Annotated in this window: 22 protein-coding genes; 10 read left to right on the plus strand and 12 right to left on the minus strand. The window is 41.9% G+C overall.

What is annotated here, in order from left to right; genetic code table 11:
• Positions 1–61 precede the first annotated feature (61 nt).
• From UCH003_RS08255 to UCH003_RS08305, 10 genes are all read left to right on the plus strand, one after another.
• Entirely contained in the window at positions 62–772 is a 711-nt protein-coding gene (locus UCH003_RS08255) for an ATP-binding protein (RefSeq protein WP_060826156.1), read from the plus strand.
• A gap of 46 nt (positions 773–818) precedes the next feature.
• Complete coding sequence (locus UCH003_RS08260) at positions 819–1,079, plus strand: hypothetical protein (protein WP_060826157.1); 261 nt, start codon at positions 819–821, stop codon at positions 1,077–1,079.
• Between the two features lie 312 nt (positions 1,080–1,391).
• Positions 1,392–1,646 carry a hypothetical protein gene (locus UCH003_RS08270; RefSeq protein WP_060826159.1) on the plus strand — a complete coding sequence of 85 codons (255 nt, stop codon included), beginning with the start codon at positions 1,392–1,394 and terminating at the stop codon, positions 1,644–1,646.
• Positions 1,647–1,648: 2 nt separating this feature from the next.
• Entirely contained in the window at positions 1,649–2,287 is a 639-nt protein-coding gene (locus UCH003_RS08275; RefSeq protein WP_060826160.1) for a DUF3164 family protein, read from the plus strand.
• Between the two features lie 86 nt (positions 2,288–2,373).
• The gene (locus tag UCH003_RS08280; protein WP_060826161.1) at positions 2,374–2,601 is read left to right on the plus strand and encodes a helix-turn-helix transcriptional regulator; all 228 of its coding nucleotides are present in this window, start codon (positions 2,374–2,376) and stop codon (positions 2,599–2,601) included.
• 95 nt (positions 2,602–2,696) lie between these two features.
• Positions 2,697–2,909, plus strand: a complete 213-nt coding sequence (locus tag UCH003_RS08285) for a hypothetical protein (protein WP_060826162.1) — start codon at positions 2,697–2,699, stop codon at positions 2,907–2,909.
• A 10-nt stretch (positions 2,910–2,919) separates the two neighbouring features.
• Positions 2,920–3,186: a hypothetical protein gene (locus UCH003_RS08290; protein WP_060826163.1), complete on the plus strand. Its 267-nt coding sequence runs from the start codon at positions 2,920–2,922 to the stop codon at positions 3,184–3,186.
• Positions 3,183–4,109 carry an AAA family ATPase gene (locus UCH003_RS08295; RefSeq protein ID WP_060826164.1) on the plus strand — a complete coding sequence of 309 codons (927 nt, stop codon included), beginning with the start codon at positions 3,183–3,185 and terminating at the stop codon, positions 4,107–4,109. The genes UCH003_RS08290 and UCH003_RS08295 overlap by 4 nt, the downstream gene beginning before the upstream one ends.
• A 246-nt stretch (positions 4,110–4,355) precedes the next feature.
• The gene (locus tag UCH003_RS08300; protein ID WP_060826165.1) at positions 4,356–4,760 is read left to right on the plus strand and encodes a phage protein GemA/Gp16 family protein; all 405 of its coding nucleotides are present in this window, start codon (positions 4,356–4,358) and stop codon (positions 4,758–4,760) included.
• Positions 4,761–4,835: 75 nt separating this feature from the next.
• Positions 4,836–5,096 carry a Mor transcription activator family protein gene (locus tag UCH003_RS08305; protein ID WP_060825927.1) on the plus strand — a complete coding sequence of 87 codons (261 nt, stop codon included), beginning with the start codon at positions 4,836–4,838 and terminating at the stop codon, positions 5,094–5,096.
• On the opposite strand, the gene UCH003_RS08310 is transcribed toward UCH003_RS08305, so the two are convergent.
• The 12 genes from UCH003_RS08310 to UCH003_RS08370 form a co-directional block, all read right to left on the minus strand.
• Positions 5,093–5,569 carry a phage virion morphogenesis protein gene (locus tag UCH003_RS08310; protein ID WP_060825926.1) on the minus strand — a complete coding sequence of 159 codons (477 nt, stop codon included), beginning with the start codon at positions 5,567–5,569 and terminating at the stop codon, positions 5,093–5,095. The genes UCH003_RS08305 and UCH003_RS08310 overlap by 4 nt on opposite strands.
• 89 nt (positions 5,570–5,658) lie before the next feature.
• Positions 5,659–6,816, minus strand: coding sequence for a PBECR2 nuclease fold domain-containing protein (locus UCH003_RS08315; protein ID WP_060825925.1), 1,158 nt, complete (start codon positions 6,814–6,816; stop codon positions 5,659–5,661).
• Positions 6,813–8,216 (minus strand): phage portal protein family protein, encoded by a 1,404-nt coding sequence (locus UCH003_RS08320; RefSeq protein ID WP_060826166.1) that lies wholly within the window; start codon positions 8,214–8,216, stop codon positions 6,813–6,815. The genes UCH003_RS08315 and UCH003_RS08320 overlap by 4 nt, the downstream gene beginning before the upstream one ends.
• The gene (gene terL, locus UCH003_RS08325) at positions 8,213–9,955 is read right to left on the minus strand and encodes a phage terminase large subunit (RefSeq protein WP_082709170.1); all 1,743 of its coding nucleotides are present in this window, start codon (positions 9,953–9,955) and stop codon (positions 8,213–8,215) included. Before terL ends, UCH003_RS08320 begins: the two co-directional genes overlap by 4 nt.
• Positions 9,942–10,205: a DUF1804 family protein gene (locus UCH003_RS08330; protein WP_060826167.1), complete on the minus strand. Its 264-nt coding sequence runs from the start codon at positions 10,203–10,205 to the stop codon at positions 9,942–9,944. Before UCH003_RS08330 ends, terL begins: the two co-directional genes overlap by 14 nt.
• Positions 10,206–10,274: 69 nt before the next feature.
• Positions 10,275–11,461 (minus strand): IS3 family transposase gene (locus UCH003_RS08335; RefSeq protein WP_144440965.1). Its coding sequence is split into 2 segments (ribosomal slippage): positions 10,275–11,170 and positions 11,170–11,461, totalling 1,188 coding nucleotides; the frame shifts between segments, so codons are not numbered across the junction.
• A gap of 51 nt (positions 11,462–11,512) precedes the next feature.
• Positions 11,513–11,728 carry a DUF1804 family protein gene (locus tag UCH003_RS08345; protein ID WP_060826168.1) on the minus strand — a complete coding sequence of 72 codons (216 nt, stop codon included), beginning with the start codon at positions 11,726–11,728 and terminating at the stop codon, positions 11,513–11,515.
• Positions 11,718–12,122: a phage protein Gp36 family protein gene (locus tag UCH003_RS08350; RefSeq protein WP_060826169.1), complete on the minus strand. Its 405-nt coding sequence runs from the start codon at positions 12,120–12,122 to the stop codon at positions 11,718–11,720. Before UCH003_RS08350 ends, UCH003_RS08345 begins: the two co-directional genes overlap by 11 nt.
• A gap of 139 nt (positions 12,123–12,261) precedes the next feature.
• The gene (locus UCH003_RS08355) at positions 12,262–13,248 is read right to left on the minus strand and encodes a major capsid protein (RefSeq protein ID WP_060826170.1); all 987 of its coding nucleotides are present in this window, start codon (positions 13,246–13,248) and stop codon (positions 12,262–12,264) included.
• Between the two features lie 12 nt (positions 13,249–13,260).
• Positions 13,261–13,626, minus strand: a complete 366-nt coding sequence (locus tag UCH003_RS08360) for a head decoration protein (protein WP_060826171.1) — start codon at positions 13,624–13,626, stop codon at positions 13,261–13,263.
• Between the two features lie 11 nt (positions 13,627–13,637).
• Positions 13,638–14,492, minus strand: coding sequence for a phage protease (locus tag UCH003_RS08365; RefSeq protein WP_060826172.1), 855 nt, complete (start codon positions 14,490–14,492; stop codon positions 13,638–13,640).
• On the minus strand, positions 14,489–14,932 hold the full coding sequence (locus UCH003_RS08370) for a phage protein Gp37 (RefSeq protein ID WP_060826173.1): 444 nt from the start codon (positions 14,930–14,932) through the stop codon (positions 14,489–14,491). The genes UCH003_RS08365 and UCH003_RS08370 overlap by 4 nt, the downstream gene beginning before the upstream one ends.
• Positions 14,933–15,062 lie beyond the last annotated feature (130 nt).

Raw genomic sequence — 15,062 nt, forward strand, 5'->3', positions numbered from 1 at the left:
CGATTATAAATTCGCTCCATGATCGAGTCTTAAATTAAACAACAATAAAAGGAGTACAAAAATGCGTGAAGAGTTTATCCGAACACGGAATTATATTAAATTGGTTGAGTCTTTCGCAAACCTTAAAAATCTACCCGAAACTGCGCCTCGCATGGGGCTAGCGTTTGGTGATTTTGGGTTAGGTAAGACCGTAGGATTAGAGAAGATTGCGGCGCAAGAAAATGCTATTTTATTGCGAGCGACGCAGACATGGTCAAAGAGCTCTTTGCTCTCTAAGTTGTGTACCGAGCTTGGATTAGATACGAAAGGGCATAGCTCGATGATGCATGAGCGTGTGAAAGAGTCGTTTATCTTAGAGCCGCGCATCGTTATTATCGACGAGGTGGATGCTTTATTGAAAGCGGAGAAATTATCGGTTTTGGAGCTTCTAAGAGACCTCCATGACGAAACGCAGATCATAATTTTCTTTGTGGGTATGGAAGAAGCCAATGCAAAGTTTAAGAAGTACCGACACTATTACAGCCGTATCGTAGAGCTTATTAAGTTTGAGGGGATTGCTTTGCAAGACATTGAGAGCTTTTGTGCTCTTAGCGACGTAAAGATCGAAACAGATTTGATTCATTTCTTCGTAAAACGTTATCCCAACCTACGACAGATTAAAGTTCTACTGCTTCGTCTTGAAAACTGGTGCGAGATGAACGAAGTGGCGAGTGTTGATCTAAATTGCTTTAAGAGAAGTGGGGTTGAACATGGACTTAACACGCAGAACTAGACTGTTCCAGAAAAAGAAGAGCACAAAACAAAGCATATGGAACTACATGCGCCGCAATATACGCTTCCGTGTCGGCGACATAATGATGATCTTAGACATTAAAGACAAAACGATAAAACCCATTATGTGGGCACTCGAAAAAGCCGGATACCTCAGGCTTGAGAGCGCAGGCGATGCGTATAAAGACCGCATTTATACGTTTATTAAAAACACCGGCATAAAGAGCCCGTCGATAAACGGTGCGGAAGTATATGACCATAACACCGGGGAGGTGTTTAGCCCTAAGTTAAACAAGGAAGCACGATGAGCTTGTCAATACTAAAACAAGCTTGCGATCGGTACGGACAGCGTAAGGTCGCAAAGCGCATCAAGCGCAGCGTAACGGCGGTAAACCAAACGCTGCACGGAATATATCCTAAGCCTGAGAACATTTTAACCTTGTGCGCTACAGCCTTTACGGAGTTTGAAAGCAATGAAATTGTATGCCCTACCCTTGGAATGATCCATAGCGGAACATGCGCTAGGTACTCTCTTTGGGCAGAACAGAACAAAGTCCACTCCGATAGGCTCTATCGATCGGTTAAGGATAAGTGCCTGACATGCAAACAAGGGAGAAAGGATGGCGCATGACTTTGTAAACGTTACAGAGCTCCTTGAGCGCATAAAGGACAGGCTTAGCAAAAGCATAGGTGAGCGGTGTGTGCTCGACAGCGATGTCGCGGCGGCGTTAGGTATTAAAAAGCGCATCTTGGCAAATGCAAAATACCGAAACAGCAACACGAAACTGCTTGAACCCGTACTGAGGTACTGCATGAGAGAGCGCATTGACCCTATAGCATTACTGATAAAAGAAAAACCAAACAAAAAGGAGTAAACATGGTATTAAACGAACAAGGTGCGTGGAGAGATAAAGAGGGAAATTACAAACACCCCGATCTTGTCCCTGTGGATAAGCAATTAGAAGATGAGCTTGTTATGAAGCTCGTAAGTGATGCAAAGGCGGTTAATGAAACCTTGGCACAATTTAAGGCATCCGCATTTGAACAATGCTATGCGTTTGTTGACATATTGCGGCAAAAGTACGGTCTCAATCGTCTTGAAAAATCGGAATCGGGCTCTGTTACGCTTCGCGCGTACGATGGTACGGCGGAAGTACAAATCCAAGTCGCAAAGTTGATCGTCTTTGATGCAAAGCTAAAGCTTGCAAAAGAGAAGCTCGACGAATATTTTACCGAAAAAACGGAAGACTCCGATCCTGAGATCAAGACGCTTATCTTGAGAGCATTCGAGGTGCGTAACGGCAAGGTAGATGCTAAACAGATTTTGAGTTTGAAAAGCTACCCAATTACACATCCAAAGTGGCGCGAAGCGATGGTGATGATCGATGATGCTACGGAGATCGCCGGAACAAAGAGTTATATTCGTTTTAAAGAGCGCAAAGACGGTTTGATTGATGGCGATATGGTCGCCATACCGCTCGATCTTGCCTCCGTCGAGATTCCTAAAAAAGATTGATTTAACAGCCTCCGCATGCGTGTGGGGGCGATTAAGTTAATGGTATAAGTTAATTTTCGGTAAAATCAACACAAAAGGAAGGTGTTATGGAAGAGAACATCGTTAAAAATGTATGTGCCGAACTTGGCATAAATCAAAAAGAGCTAGCGGAGCAAATTGGTGCAGCGGAGGCTACGGTTAGAAACTGGAGTGCTGGCAAAGAAATACCCGCATGGGCACACAAATCAATGGATATGCTCATCGAATTAAAGAAATATAGAGAGCTATCAACCACCGCAAAGAAATTTATAAATCTTATTCAAGAGATAAAATAAAACCGCACAAATATATCTTTTAGATAATTTACTATTGACAAAAGTATCTTAAAGATATAAAATTCCTCTATAATTTATCTCAAAAAGAGGAAAATATGAAAAATCTAGTTATTGTAACCAACCTAAAACGCTACAACTCCGCTATCTACTCCGTAAAAGAACTGATCAAGGCTCAAAAAATAGACGATTACGAACACCTAATCGACACTATTATGCTTGCCTACTATGGGATTGAAGGGATTATTACGGATATGGAAATCCAAAATCGTGAAGAGCTCATCAAACAAGCATCAAAAAATCAAAAATAAAGGAGAGGCTATGAAACATCCTATCGAAATAGCAAAAGAAAAGTTTGCAAAAAATAAAGACATTACAGTGTGTCAGGTCGTTGCGAGAGGTAAAACAAATATATGTGGTGTTGTTTATAAGGGTCTGTTTTACCCTGATTGTTATTTTGATGACAAAGAAGGACAAGTGGCTTATGTCATTGAAGATGGAGAGGGAATTTGTCTATTCACTTCGGACGGAACTTTTGCTACACGGTATAAGTTAGATTTTGGAATCAAAGAAAAGGTTAAAAAATGATTGACGTGTATTCAGAATTAAGAAAACAATCTCTGAATTATGAAAGCCTCAGTCACGTAAAAACTGAATTTTTAGTGGATGATTTTATCGTTAGTGAGGCTATTACCATGATTTATGGGAAAGAGAGCCAAGGTAAGAGTTGGTTTCTTTTGTCGCTTGTGAAGAAACTAGAACCGATGGAAAACATCAAAAATATTGTCTTTGTTGATCTTGATAACCCTAAAACACAGCTCAAAAAACGAAATCTTGATGTTCATTTTGGAAACAGTAATAAAATACTCTACTTAAATAAAGGCGATATGACGATGGATAGCGAAGAGCTTTTGGAGCTATTTCGTCAAGGAGCACGACAACCAGGGCAATATTACAAGGGTACTGTTCTCATTATCGACAGCACGAGGGATATTGTCGATAATACCTACAACGATGTGCAGGTTAAGCGTTTTATGCAGATTATGAAAGATGTTAGAGATGCTGGAGGAACCGTTATCTTAATTCATCATTCAACGAAAAATGGTAAAGTGATCGAGGGAAGCTCTGATTTTACTAAGAGTGCCGATAACGTCTATGAACTTAGCCAAAAAGCACGATACGATAATGTACTTCACTTTGCTTTACATGTAGAGTATGACCGTGATCCGATAAAGCACTGTGGCTTTAGTGTAGATACATCAACATTAGTTATGGGTATGATTGATCCAACATTGGCGCATATGAATCCGCATGATGAAGAAATAGTGAAAAAAATACGTGAAGAGCTTAAAAAACATCCTGATGGACTCAATCAAGGAAAACTTATGACAGCTATAGGGTATAAATCAGCTGATCGAGGTGGCAAGGCAATACTTGAGCGTTTTACTGGAAAACTTTGGCATACTATTAGCGGTGCAAATCGACAAAAAATATTTAAAATAGGTTTGTAATATAAAAATGTGCATCACCTGCACCACCTGCTTCACTCGATAAATAAGGGCGTATACACCGCATAATGCAAGTAATGCGAGTGATGCAAATATTTAAAAAGTCCATCTGATAATCTCACTCCAAACCACACGTACCACACGACCACACCACACATTTTACCACACTCAAACAGCCTATTAATGGTACTTTAGTATCTATTATGGTTGTGTGGTACGTGTGGTAGATACCATTCAAAAGGACGCCCCATGACTCCAAAACAACAACAAACACACAAAAGCCTCATTGTACAGGTTCACACGTCGACACGTTACAAAAACTACTACAAAGAGAACCGCGAAGCATACGAAGAGTTACTCTACAATGCCTTTGGCAAACGCTCCTCAACAGCGTTACATGTAACGGAGCTCATTCAATTAGTGAGCTATCTTAACATGCAAACGGATACATTGCCAGTGTTTCAGCATAAGCGTTGCACACCCTCTCAAGCGTGGAAGATCACAACTATGTGGGAGCAAAAAGCGAGAGACAAAAGCGAGCATGCACTGCTTAGTTTTTGCAAACGCATTACTAAAAGGGAGTGTGAAAGTATCGCTTCGCTAAGAGTCGACGAAGCAAAGAATATACTGATAGCACTTCAAAAACTTCAATAATTTTCTCAAATTGAGAAATATTTAAATTAACCCCTCATTTACATGTAAAATACCAAAAACGCTTATAGGTAGGCTATGTCACTTTCTAATAAAGATATTTTCGAAGACTTTACTAGGCGCATCCGTGAGGGTGCGAGCGATGAAGAGATGATGCGAGAATATGGCGGTATGCCTATCTATGTCCCCTCTTGGTGTATGAATGGTCGTAATGATGAGATCATCAAAGACTACACCGAAAACAAACTCTCCCCAAAAGAACTCAAGCTCAAATATGCTCTTAGCCTCAGCCGCATCTATGAGATCATCGGCGAGGCAAGAGAACCATCCCTCTTTTAATCTACATACTCTCTCAAATAATCTTCCAAAATACTATAAATTTCTTCTTCAACACCACGTGTTAAGTTCCCATCTTTTGTGATCGGAGCGAAAGAACGTGCCACGATAGTCCCATCTTTACTTCCGAACTGGTGAACCAGTGGGTATGGGTATCCATCTTTGCTAAAAGCATTTACCCCAGCGATAACCGAATGCTCATCAGCTTGAGAGTTAATGCTCTCATACATGTTACTGTCTTTGCTTTGGAGCATCTTATGTTCACCGCGCTTTGCTTTGGAGCGTTTGGTACTCTCTTTAAGTGGGTGCCACGGTGTTCCATCAGGAGATTGTTCATTGTCGAAACTGTCTTCCATTGTGTTCGTAAAAAAAGTGCCTATCTCGCTCATGGGTGATTTAAGCGAGGTAAGCTTACTATGTAGCCGTCTTATAGCCTCTTCTATCCGAGGTGCTCCGATAACTTCAATCGTGATCATCTTTTCTTCTTTATTTTTGGTATAATTCTTTTATCGGAAAGAGCACCGCATGGAATGAGCAATGAGCGCTCCATCGTGCAAAGATGCGGTTATTGAGCGCGCTCTTTCTGATAAATGAGTTTTCCCTCTCTTTTTTTCTCCAAAGTCGTTGCTTTATCGATAAAATAAAAAGTAACTCCTTGCGTTTTATCGGGAAGATACTCAAAAATAGCCATTAACGCTTTTTGCTTCTCTTTGTCGTCTTTAAAATAGTGAAACATTTTCTTAACTAAACGGTTTGCCTTGTCGTCCCATTCAAGATATATCTCGTCAGGGGCGTTAAGCACCGTCGCAAAGGCGTCTATATAGAAGTGTCTGTCTTGTTTTTTAATCTTTGATTGTCCTGCAAAATTTTCAAATAAGCTATCGTCTATAATCATTGGGTCGCCCACTTTATCGACATACATTGCACCTGATTTAACGCCTAAATCTCCATAAAATTTCTTTTTCAACGCTTCATCGCTGTAGGCACTGTATGATGTTTTAGGCATGATGGTTGGAAGTGATTTTAAACTCTTATCTAAGTCTAGCTTTGCGATCTTTGCAACACGATTACCCGCACCGGGATTGTATGCCCAGTCTTTTGTGGCGATGTCTTCTTGCGTTCCTGTCGTTAATTCTTTACCTTGCTTTTGAAGTTGCTGTGCACTCCATGCTCTGACTTTACAATGACATCCCCATGCGTTTGGTGGATAGTTGGTTTGCCACCACGGGTCTGTTCTAAGAAGAACGATGCCGCTCTTTCGTTTGTGTTCCATTCTTGGATGCTCGCTAAGACCTCCGATATATTCCCAATAGATATTATGCTCGCCTTGCATTTGCTGTTCATACCTAGCCGTCGCCATTGCCACACGAGTATTTGTTTTAAAGATCGTGTTAAGACGCGTAGAGTTAACAGTGATCTCTTTGACTTCTCCCGTCGTTGGATTGACGATGCTCTGCTGACCCCACCATCCTTTTTTCTCAAGTGTGGGGATAAGCGCTTTCTTCCAATCCTCAAAGCGTGTACCGTTTTGCATCGCATCGGTGATAGAGCCGTGGATATCGCTGAGCAAATCAAGGCGCATGACCTTTGCAACCGTAAAGGCTTTATGGTGTGCGTCCTTACTCATCTCGTTGTAATCAAAGCTAAGCTTATACCCTTTATTGCGCAGATAGTCGATAGCATCCTTAGGGGCAAGCCCTGCGGCAAAAGAGGGTGTTTTCACGCTTCGCTTTCCTCAAATTCGCTTTGAGCGCTGCCTAAAATGTAAGAGCTTTGCAATGCACTATCCATCACGTCCTGTAACGCTTCGATGTCCATTTGCGGGTATGCTTCGTGTAATGCATCAATAGCCTCTTCAAACGAGGTGCATTTATCAACAATATCCACTATTTGACTTTGAAATGAAAGTGCTATGGTTTTAAGATCAGTACCGCTTTCGATGTCTTCTAAACTCGTGATCGGTTTATTTTGACTAAACGCATAGAGCTTCTGTAAGTGTTTATTGGCAATGGTAGCCGTTGGGTCGGTTTTCTCTTCGACTTCAATGTTATACGTCCGCTCAATGTAGGCTTTTGTGGGTTTATAACCCATGTTTGAGATGCGTTCGTCGCGTTCAGCAAGTACCGTGTTTGGGTCATCTTTATCTTTTAAAATGATCTTAATAGGCTCTTTGATGGAATTCAGTACCCTGAAGCTTTCAATGACTTTGCGCATGAGCTGGAGTGTCGTATGCTCATCAGACATCGCAATGTCTTCTCTGATCTCATTGTGCGTTTGTGTAGCGGCAAAACTGCCACCTTTGACATTCCCTGTTAAATTGCCTCCTAAGATCGCCTCCCTGATCTGGTCGTCCAAGTAGGAAGTGATCTTGTCAAAATCTCCCGTTTTTGAGACAGTTTCAATTTTGATTTCATCATCTTTCTCAATGACTGCGGCATCCCCGCTGAGCATGGCGTAAAGCTCCTCAGCCATCGCGTCCTTATCGCCGTCAGTTTTACCGATAGCCCACGGCACACCGTACTTTTCTAAGAACTTGATCCAAAACTCCAAAGAGGCGTTTTTGAATTTGACATACCAAAACAAGGACTCGGCAAGCGGTCTTCCCATCGGCTTATGGTACTTGTCTTCGTACAGGGCTATGACGGCTTTATGTTCGGGAATATCTGTCAATGCGCCGTAAGGGCTATAGTAGAGTACCCCGTTTTTCATCGTAAACTCACGGTAAGAGCGTTCGACAAGTTTAGGCATGAGCAAGTAGCCCTCAGGTTGTACTTCCCAGTTGACTTCGAAAACGCTCGCACCTTGGAATGGAGCATCAAGGATTTTACGAAGCACCGTGTGATCAAACACATTCGTGAGCGGTTCAATGAGCGTCTCGTCTTTACATGTAATGATCAGCTCTTTTTTGAGCGTTGCCGCTTTACGGCTTCCGATGCTTGAGATGACGGTTGCATCGTTTGAAATGCGGTCTAACTCATCTTGATCGAGCCAGCGTTGGTAAACCGGTAAATTGTCCATAATACTGCGTAAAATATCGACAGCAGGGGCGGCACTAGAAGTTCGTTTTTCTTGTTTTAATGCTTTAGTTTGTTTAGGTTTAAAAATGTTGGTTATAAATTTCATCGGTGTCTCCTTGGCATTCTTCCTCTTAATCCTCTGCGATTTGTTCGCGGGGCGCTATTGTGTTTTTTCATTTTTGCAAGCTTACTTAGGCGGTAAACGCACACGAGACCATCGGGGGCATCATCATTTTTTCCCTCAGGATAGTCCTCAAGCTGTTGGATAAGTTGTATTTGATCTTCATGTAAAAGTATTTCTCCATTCTCAATAGGGAGTTCAAGCTCTTCAATTCGCAGCCCTTTGTTGTCAGTATTGTTAATACCGCGTAAAGGCATAATAATCCCTCTATCAAACGCTTCATCTAGAATAAAAGGTTTAAGATGGAACTGCCCTCCATTATCTTCATATCCATAAATCTTGCATCGGTACTTTTCTTGCAAATCAACCATGCGTTTGCATATCTCTTTTGAACCAATTACTAAGTTGATTGACTCTAGCACATAACCTTTTTTTTCTTTTTCATCAACACCAAATATGGTTAAGTTTGTATAGTCACTCTTTTTTTTCTCCCCAGCCGGATCACACCATCCAAAAATCTTTAATTGCTTTAAGTTTGGTAGTTGTCTATAGAAATGCATCTTTTCACGCACGAATTTTTCAAACCCTGAGGATGGTTCATTTTGGTACTCTTTATTAAACGATCTTGGTGCTTCGGCACGTTTACGCATAAGTGTTTCAATTCCGACAGCTTCCGCCCAAAGAACCCGTGCTCCTTTGTCCATTTCTTGTTTGTTAGCCAAGTAAAAAGAGTGTGATGCATCTAGCCCTTGGTGTATATGAAGCATACTAAAGCGCTCCCACAAGTCCATTCGATCCGGGAACGTGATGATAGCTTTGTGTATACGTGGATTCCAAAACGCAAGCTTGAGCTTGCGAGCGAGCACAGAGTCTTTGTGTAAAAGCGTTCCAATATAGATAATGTCCATATCATCATTAACTGCACCAAGGTTCGCAACTGATTCATCAAGTAAGGCTTCTCGTTTATCCCTCTGATCACGACTGCGTACATTCTCATCATTTTCAAAGTCATCAATGATGGTTAAATCAACCCTCCAAACGCCATGCTTGATACCTCTGGCACGCTTACTAGACCCATACCCTTTGACACGAACACCATTTTTAGTGACGAAATCCCCAATCTTCCAAGATCTGCCGATGCCTGTTGCATGAGGAAAGTCCGCCTTGAGATTGTCATTCTCGCTCAGTTCAATCTTAATGGCTTCAATCTGTGTCTCGGCAAGCTCTATGGCGTCTGAGAAGATCGTAATAAAATGTTTAAGATTGTTAACGATACACCAAATGACAAAGACAACAGAAACATCAGTAGACTTACCATGCCCACGGGGAGCCGCTACACCATACTTCTCACTCTTGATCGTATCAAGCTCATTGGCAGCAGCGCTTGAGAGAATAGAGCGGCTTTTAATACGTTGGTAGATCGTCTCAAGATCAGCCTGAAGCGCGGACTTACCGGGAAGATAATAGTAATGAGGAAAGTACGTCTTTCTAAAATAATCAAAATCAACAAACTGACGTTTGATCCTTGCATCGTTTTCTTTGGGATCAAGTGTAGTATTAGAGTGAATGATTTCCTTGAGGGAGTCTGAATACTCACCAAGCCATTTTTGAAACTCTTTACGCGTTAAGCGCTCAGCTACTTTCTCATCAATACCCTCGGCAAGTAGATCGCTTTTTGTGTCATGAAGTAATGCCCTAAGCGCTTCTTTATCAAAGAGCGACATCGAATTCATCCCCATGTTGGTCTACAACTTCGATAAACACCTCTAACAGTGCTTTATCGCCACGCGCCTTGATGCCCTCGCCGATCACTTTGATAACATGTTTAATGATGCCATGCTTATAGGCGGCAGGGTCTTCATAGCGGACGATCGCTTTCATCTTAGCGAAAGCATCGGAGAGCTTGACGATCTTGTCCGCTTTCTCGCCCGCGGGCAATGCCGCCTCTCGGACATCTTTGAGTGATTCGTACATGTAAGCGACGAAGTCAGAGTACAGGTGTTTGATCTGTCAACAGTTTATGATACACAGAAAAGAAAATGTCTAAGCACTGATGTTGTTTTGTAACAAGTATCTATTTTCAAAATCTACCGGAGATAAATAGCCATTACTTGAGTGTAACCTCTGTCTATTGTAAAACACTTCAATATATTCAAATATTGCTTGATTGGCTTGGCTCCTTGTTTCAAATTTCATGTGATGTGTCAGTTCGGTTTTTAGCGAGTGAAAAAAACTCTCAGCAACAGCATTATCGTAACAGTTTCCCTTAGCACTCATACTCTGAACGATGCCATATTCCTTAAGTAAGGCTTTGTGAGCATCAGAAGCATATTGACTGCCGCGATCGGTATGCCAGATAACACCATGAGGAGGATTACGCTTTTTAAGTGCCATAAATAAAGCATCATTGACAAGCATGGAACTCATATGTGTATCCATAGACCACCCGATGACTCTTCTCGAATATAAATCAATTACAACCGCTAAATACAGCCACCCTTCTTGTGTCGGAATATAGGTGATATCGCCCACATACATTTGATCGGGCGTTGATGTATAAAAGTCTTGTTGTATTCGATTAGGGGCAATGGCATACGTATGATTGGAATTGGTGGTAAGCACTCTAAAACGACGTTTATTGCGACAACTGAGTCCTAATTTTTTCATAATCCTTGCAATTCGTCTACGAGAAACGATCAAGCCATAGAGTTGCTCAAGTCTTTTTTTTAGACGACGCGTGCCATAGGTTTGATAGGTTCCAAGAAAAATATCCTTGATCATCGTATTTAAAAAAGTATCTTCTTGTTTTTCAATACGAAGCCATCGATAATAACAGTTCCTTGATACCTCTAATATATGACACATTGATGCAACATTGAATTCGTTGCAATGCTCTTTGATCCAGGCGTACTTCAATGAGCTTCGTTTGCGAAGAACGCCGCTGCCTTTTTTAAGATATCTCTTTCCATCTTTAAACGGGCATTCTCTTTACGCAAGCGCTTGTTCTCTTCTTCCACGCTCTCTTTGGCATGATGGTTGATTGAAGAACGTACAATCATTGGAGATTCCAAATGATGCTTCTGACGATATTGACGTAACCATGCATATAAAGTCTTCTCACTCATCCCCAACTCTTTGGCAATTACCATCGCAGATTTCTCACTGTTTAATGCCAACTGTATCGCTGAATCTTTAAATTCTTGGGTATATCTTTGTACTCTCCCTGACATACGTTTATCCTCTTTATGATTTACAGAAATTCTATCATCTCTGTGTATCATTTAGTGTAACCAGATCAGTTCTCTTCGGTTTGGGTCTGCGACAATATGCTTTTCTGCTCGCAGTACGTCCCAGTCATACCCATTTGCTCCGTCTTCAGAACGATAGTTTTGAATGGTGCGTACACTGGTTTCTAAGATCGCGGCGATCTCTTCGACATTTTTACCGACGATGTACAAAGAGCGTGCTATTTCGATCTTTTGCGCTTTAGAAGCCATGTGTAAACCCTTTCGTGATAGAACTGTATCGGCGTTTCGTATGTGCATATGCATTGCCGATGCGAGGTGTATTGACCTCTTTTGAGGTTGAAATAGCAGTCGGTATAACACCTTTTGCCATCTTGATGAGCTTGCTATCAGCCTCTCTGACGACTTCTTTATCGCCTAGCCCTTGCGCCTTGCGTAATTCATTAAGCGCTAGATCAACGGCGATGCTGATTAAAAGAGGGTTTGGATTTGAGGGAATGAGAATAAATGAAGAGATATAGGTCTTAGCCTCTTCGATTGCATGATCAATACGTGCATCATCCATCTCTCCGGTGCTATCAAGATCACTGAGTTCTAAGAGCTCGCCCTCGCTCACTTCTTTTAAGAGGTTTTCTTTCGTTATCATTACTCTCCGCCTATGTGTTTAAAAGGTGTTTAAATTCGCCTAGAAACGATTTAAAACTTTTCTTCGATAAACGAGTCGGATTAAGGCTTAAATCGTTTTTAGAGCCGTTTATGGCTTCCCCTCAAAAAGAGGGGAATGTTTACGAGACTGCGGTTGCAATACGCATCGCTTTAACCACTGGAATCGGTAGGGGTTTTGAGTTACCGATCAGGTTGTACCCAGACGGGTTGTCTAGCTTAACGGTCTTAACAAAAAGAGGCAACGGTTGAAGACCTGCATCAAGATCGTCGATGGCGAGATATTTAAAGGCAAACGCCGCATCTTTGCTTTTTGCTTGAATGTTTTTGTCGTCGATTGCTTTAACGCGTTTTTTCGTTTTTGGGTCATAGTAGGTTGACACAAAACGATAGATAGTATAACCACCAAGTAAAATCGTTGAGCCTACAACTTTTGCGTCTGAACGCGCATCGTTCGGTAAAGATGAAATTTTTGACGAAATTTTTGAGAAAACTTTTTTACCTGCGTAAAAATCAACATTTTCCCCAAACCCATCTTCTGCAATCTGTTCAGCCATCTCACTTAGGCCATCGATGATGTCTTGTAGTGTTGCATCTGCTGCATCCCATTTTTTTGTAATCGCATAAGTTGGAACGGTTCCATAGTCTACTTCGTATGTTTCCATCCCACTATCCGTTTTCATAGCGTATGCAATTTTTCCGCTTAAGCTCTGTCCTGAAAGAGATTCCATCGTCGCTCGAATGGTCTTACGCATGAATTCGACCTGTGAATTAACATAGGTTTGCACATACTCTTGTTGCCCATTTGCTAAAAGCGTTTTAATATTGTTAAGTACGTCCGCACCTAAGAATTTTTGTACAGAAACGGGTAATGGCTCAATAAACTTAATCGTGCCAGTATCGCCGCCAATGCCAATGGCACCTGTTCCCCTTTTTACGACAGGTACTGCCTTGATTGTTTCAATGAGTTCATCAATGCCAATCGTCGCAAAAGGGTGTTGTGTGCGGACATCTTCAGGGTAGAACGTATCCATAATCGGTGTTTTTAGCACGGGCGCTTGTTTAATAGCAACAGCGACCGCCGCCAATGAAAAGAGGTTTTTTAGCATGCGTTCTCCTTATTAAACTGCATAAATTGTAATGTCGCTAAGAAGAGCAATGTCGTCTTCCGTTGCGTTTGAGGTACTCTCACTTGTACCAACTAATAGCATGTCTGCAACCACGGTACCGTGTTTAACTACGGGTGCCGATGTATTAACGGTTGTATCTAGCTCTTCGGCAAGTACACCTTTTGGATTTTGTGTACCGTTTGTTGCGGTAGGTACATAGGGCACGTAAAGCCCTGATGAATTTTTGGCAACAATGAGACCTTTTGGAAGTGTGCCCTGATCTTCGGCAAATACTCCCGTTAGGCAAACTGGAGAGTGGGTTCGATCAAGAACGGAGCGGGTGTCATAAGTTCCCGTATTTACAACTGCATTAAACATTGTTATCCTTTTTAAAATCTAGCAGCGCTGATAGCTGTATCAGCCGTAGCATTGGGTTGATGTTGTTTGTTATCGAATAGATCATTACCTCCGGGTGCGGTCACGAACGGTTTGGCGGTTTCCATAAATTTATCGAACCCATCCATATCAGCTTTGCACATTTTAAGCGCGTGCTCTTTTTGATCCGGGTGGATTTTTTTGGCAGCGATCGCCGCATCTACTTTAGCCACGGCACTGGCTTCTTTGTTGGCAAGAACTTCTGCGTTAAGCTTTTCTTTGTCAGCTTTTAAAGATGCGTTTTCTGCTTGTAAGGCAGTCATTGCATCCTTCTCCTCTTGGGTCATGGTTTCCTCCTTGGTTTGGTTATTGAGTTTATTAAGCCTTACCTCGTCGAGCTCTTGGAGGAAAGGTTTATTAGTAAGGGCTACGCTGTGTAGTGTCCAGCCGATATTGGCACCCGTTGCTTGGTCGATGGTATTGGGTGCGAAGACAGGAGAGAGATAGCGGTACTCTATGTTTTTAATGTATGTTGTTGCTTTATCCGTCCATTCGATCTTGGCAAAGAGCTCTCCATTTTCCGCCTTAAGGCTCAAAGGAATTTTTTTAATCCAACCGGAAGCTGGAGCTTGATCGCCATAGAGGGTTTGGTGTTCATAGTCACAGACGATGTCGACAGCTGACTTCTCAAAATTTCCAACCATCTGGTCGAATGTGGCTTGATTGAGTTCAAACGCACCGACGGGGTGTCCCTCCCATTTACCGCTAATGCCAATTTTAAGCCAAGGGTTGTCCCCTGTAATTTCGATCGCATTTTTCAGCATAAAAAAATTAGCCGCCGCAACACTCAAGACGATAAAGTCTTTCATTCCACTTCTCCGTTTAGATAATTTTTTTCAATCAAAGTCACATCAAAGCTAAGCAGGTAGACTGTCATGTAGGACTGTCCTTTTGCCGCATCAAAAATCTTCTTGATCCGCGTCACGTTAATAGGCTCACTCTCTGCGATACTCTTTACATGTAAAGCGTTTTTAACGTTTTTGATAAAGTCTAACAGCGCATAGTCTTTGCTCTTGCGTGTATCTTCTTGCTTTGAGTAGGCAAGGTGTACAAGGTAGAGCGAAAACGTTGCATTTTCCCTAAACAGAGCATTCGGTTTTGATTCGACAAAGTCAACCATGACACACGGTAAAAACGTTTTAAGCACTTCTGCGGTGTCAGGTTTATCAAACTCTCCAAAATAGCTTTTTACGTTAAAGCCTTGCTCTTTTAAATAGGTTTTTAAAGCCGCCTCAAATTGTGCAACCATGCGCCGCGCCCTCGATAGTGAATTTCTGCCGCAATCCTACACGATACCTATACGCCTTATCCACTACTATATTTAAAGAGCGCGCTTGAAAAAAGGAGTTGAATAGAAAGGCGGAACGACTCTGCGGCAT

It is taken from the genome of Sulfurospirillum cavolei (genome assembly GCF_001548055.1).
Classification (GTDB): Bacteria; Campylobacterota; Campylobacteria; order Campylobacterales; family Sulfurospirillaceae; genus Sulfurospirillum.

What these genes read in the sequence shown, in the direction of transcription:
- UCH003_RS08255 (WP_060826156.1), top strand. Translation starts at nt 62, where the DNA reads ATGCGTGAAGAGTTTATCCGAACACGGAATTATATTAAATTGGTTGAG.
- UCH003_RS08260 (WP_060826157.1), top strand. Translation starts at nt 819, where the DNA reads ATGCGCCGCAATATACGCTTCCGTGTCGGCGACATAATGATGATCTTA.
- UCH003_RS08270 (WP_060826159.1), top strand. Translation starts at nt 1,392, where the DNA reads ATGGCGCATGACTTTGTAAACGTTACAGAGCTCCTTGAGCGCATAAAG.
- UCH003_RS08275 (WP_060826160.1), top strand. Translation starts at nt 1,649, where the DNA reads ATGGTATTAAACGAACAAGGTGCGTGGAGAGATAAAGAGGGAAATTAC.
- UCH003_RS08280 (WP_060826161.1), top strand. Translation starts at nt 2,374, where the DNA reads ATGGAAGAGAACATCGTTAAAAATGTATGTGCCGAACTTGGCATAAAT.
- UCH003_RS08285 (WP_060826162.1), top strand. Translation starts at nt 2,697, where the DNA reads ATGAAAAATCTAGTTATTGTAACCAACCTAAAACGCTACAACTCCGCT.
- UCH003_RS08290 (WP_060826163.1), top strand. Translation starts at nt 2,920, where the DNA reads ATGAAACATCCTATCGAAATAGCAAAAGAAAAGTTTGCAAAAAATAAA.
- UCH003_RS08295 (WP_060826164.1), top strand. Translation starts at nt 3,183, where the DNA reads ATGATTGACGTGTATTCAGAATTAAGAAAACAATCTCTGAATTATGAA.
- UCH003_RS08300 (WP_060826165.1), top strand. Translation starts at nt 4,356, where the DNA reads ATGACTCCAAAACAACAACAAACACACAAAAGCCTCATTGTACAGGTT.
- UCH003_RS08305 (WP_060825927.1), top strand. Translation starts at nt 4,836, where the DNA reads ATGTCACTTTCTAATAAAGATATTTTCGAAGACTTTACTAGGCGCATC.
- UCH003_RS08310 (WP_060825926.1), bottom strand. Translation starts at nt 5,569, where the DNA reads ATGATCACGATTGAAGTTATCGGAGCACCTCGGATAGAAGAGGCTATA.
- UCH003_RS08320 (WP_060826166.1), bottom strand. Translation starts at nt 8,216, where the DNA reads ATGAAATTTATAACCAACATTTTTAAACCTAAACAAACTAAAGCATTA.
- terL (WP_082709170.1), bottom strand. Translation starts at nt 9,955, where the DNA reads ATGTCGCTCTTTGATAAAGAAGCGCTTAGGGCATTACTTCATGACACA.
- UCH003_RS08330 (WP_060826167.1), bottom strand. Translation starts at nt 10,205, where the DNA reads ATGTACGAATCACTCAAAGATGTCCGAGAGGCGGCATTGCCCGCGGGC.
- UCH003_RS08345 (WP_060826168.1), bottom strand. Translation starts at nt 11,728, where the DNA reads ATGGCTTCTAAAGCGCAAAAGATCGAAATAGCACGCTCTTTGTACATC.
- UCH003_RS08350 (WP_060826169.1), bottom strand. Translation starts at nt 12,122, where the DNA reads ATGATAACGAAAGAAAACCTCTTAAAAGAAGTGAGCGAGGGCGAGCTC.
- UCH003_RS08355 (WP_060826170.1), bottom strand. Translation starts at nt 13,248, where the DNA reads ATGCTAAAAAACCTCTTTTCATTGGCGGCGGTCGCTGTTGCTATTAAA.
- UCH003_RS08360 (WP_060826171.1), bottom strand. Translation starts at nt 13,626, where the DNA reads ATGTTTAATGCAGTTGTAAATACGGGAACTTATGACACCCGCTCCGTT.
- UCH003_RS08365 (WP_060826172.1), bottom strand. Translation starts at nt 14,492, where the DNA reads ATGAAAGACTTTATCGTCTTGAGTGTTGCGGCGGCTAATTTTTTTATG.
- UCH003_RS08370 (WP_060826173.1), bottom strand. Translation starts at nt 14,932, where the DNA reads ATGGTTGCACAATTTGAGGCGGCTTTAAAAACCTATTTAAAAGAGCAA.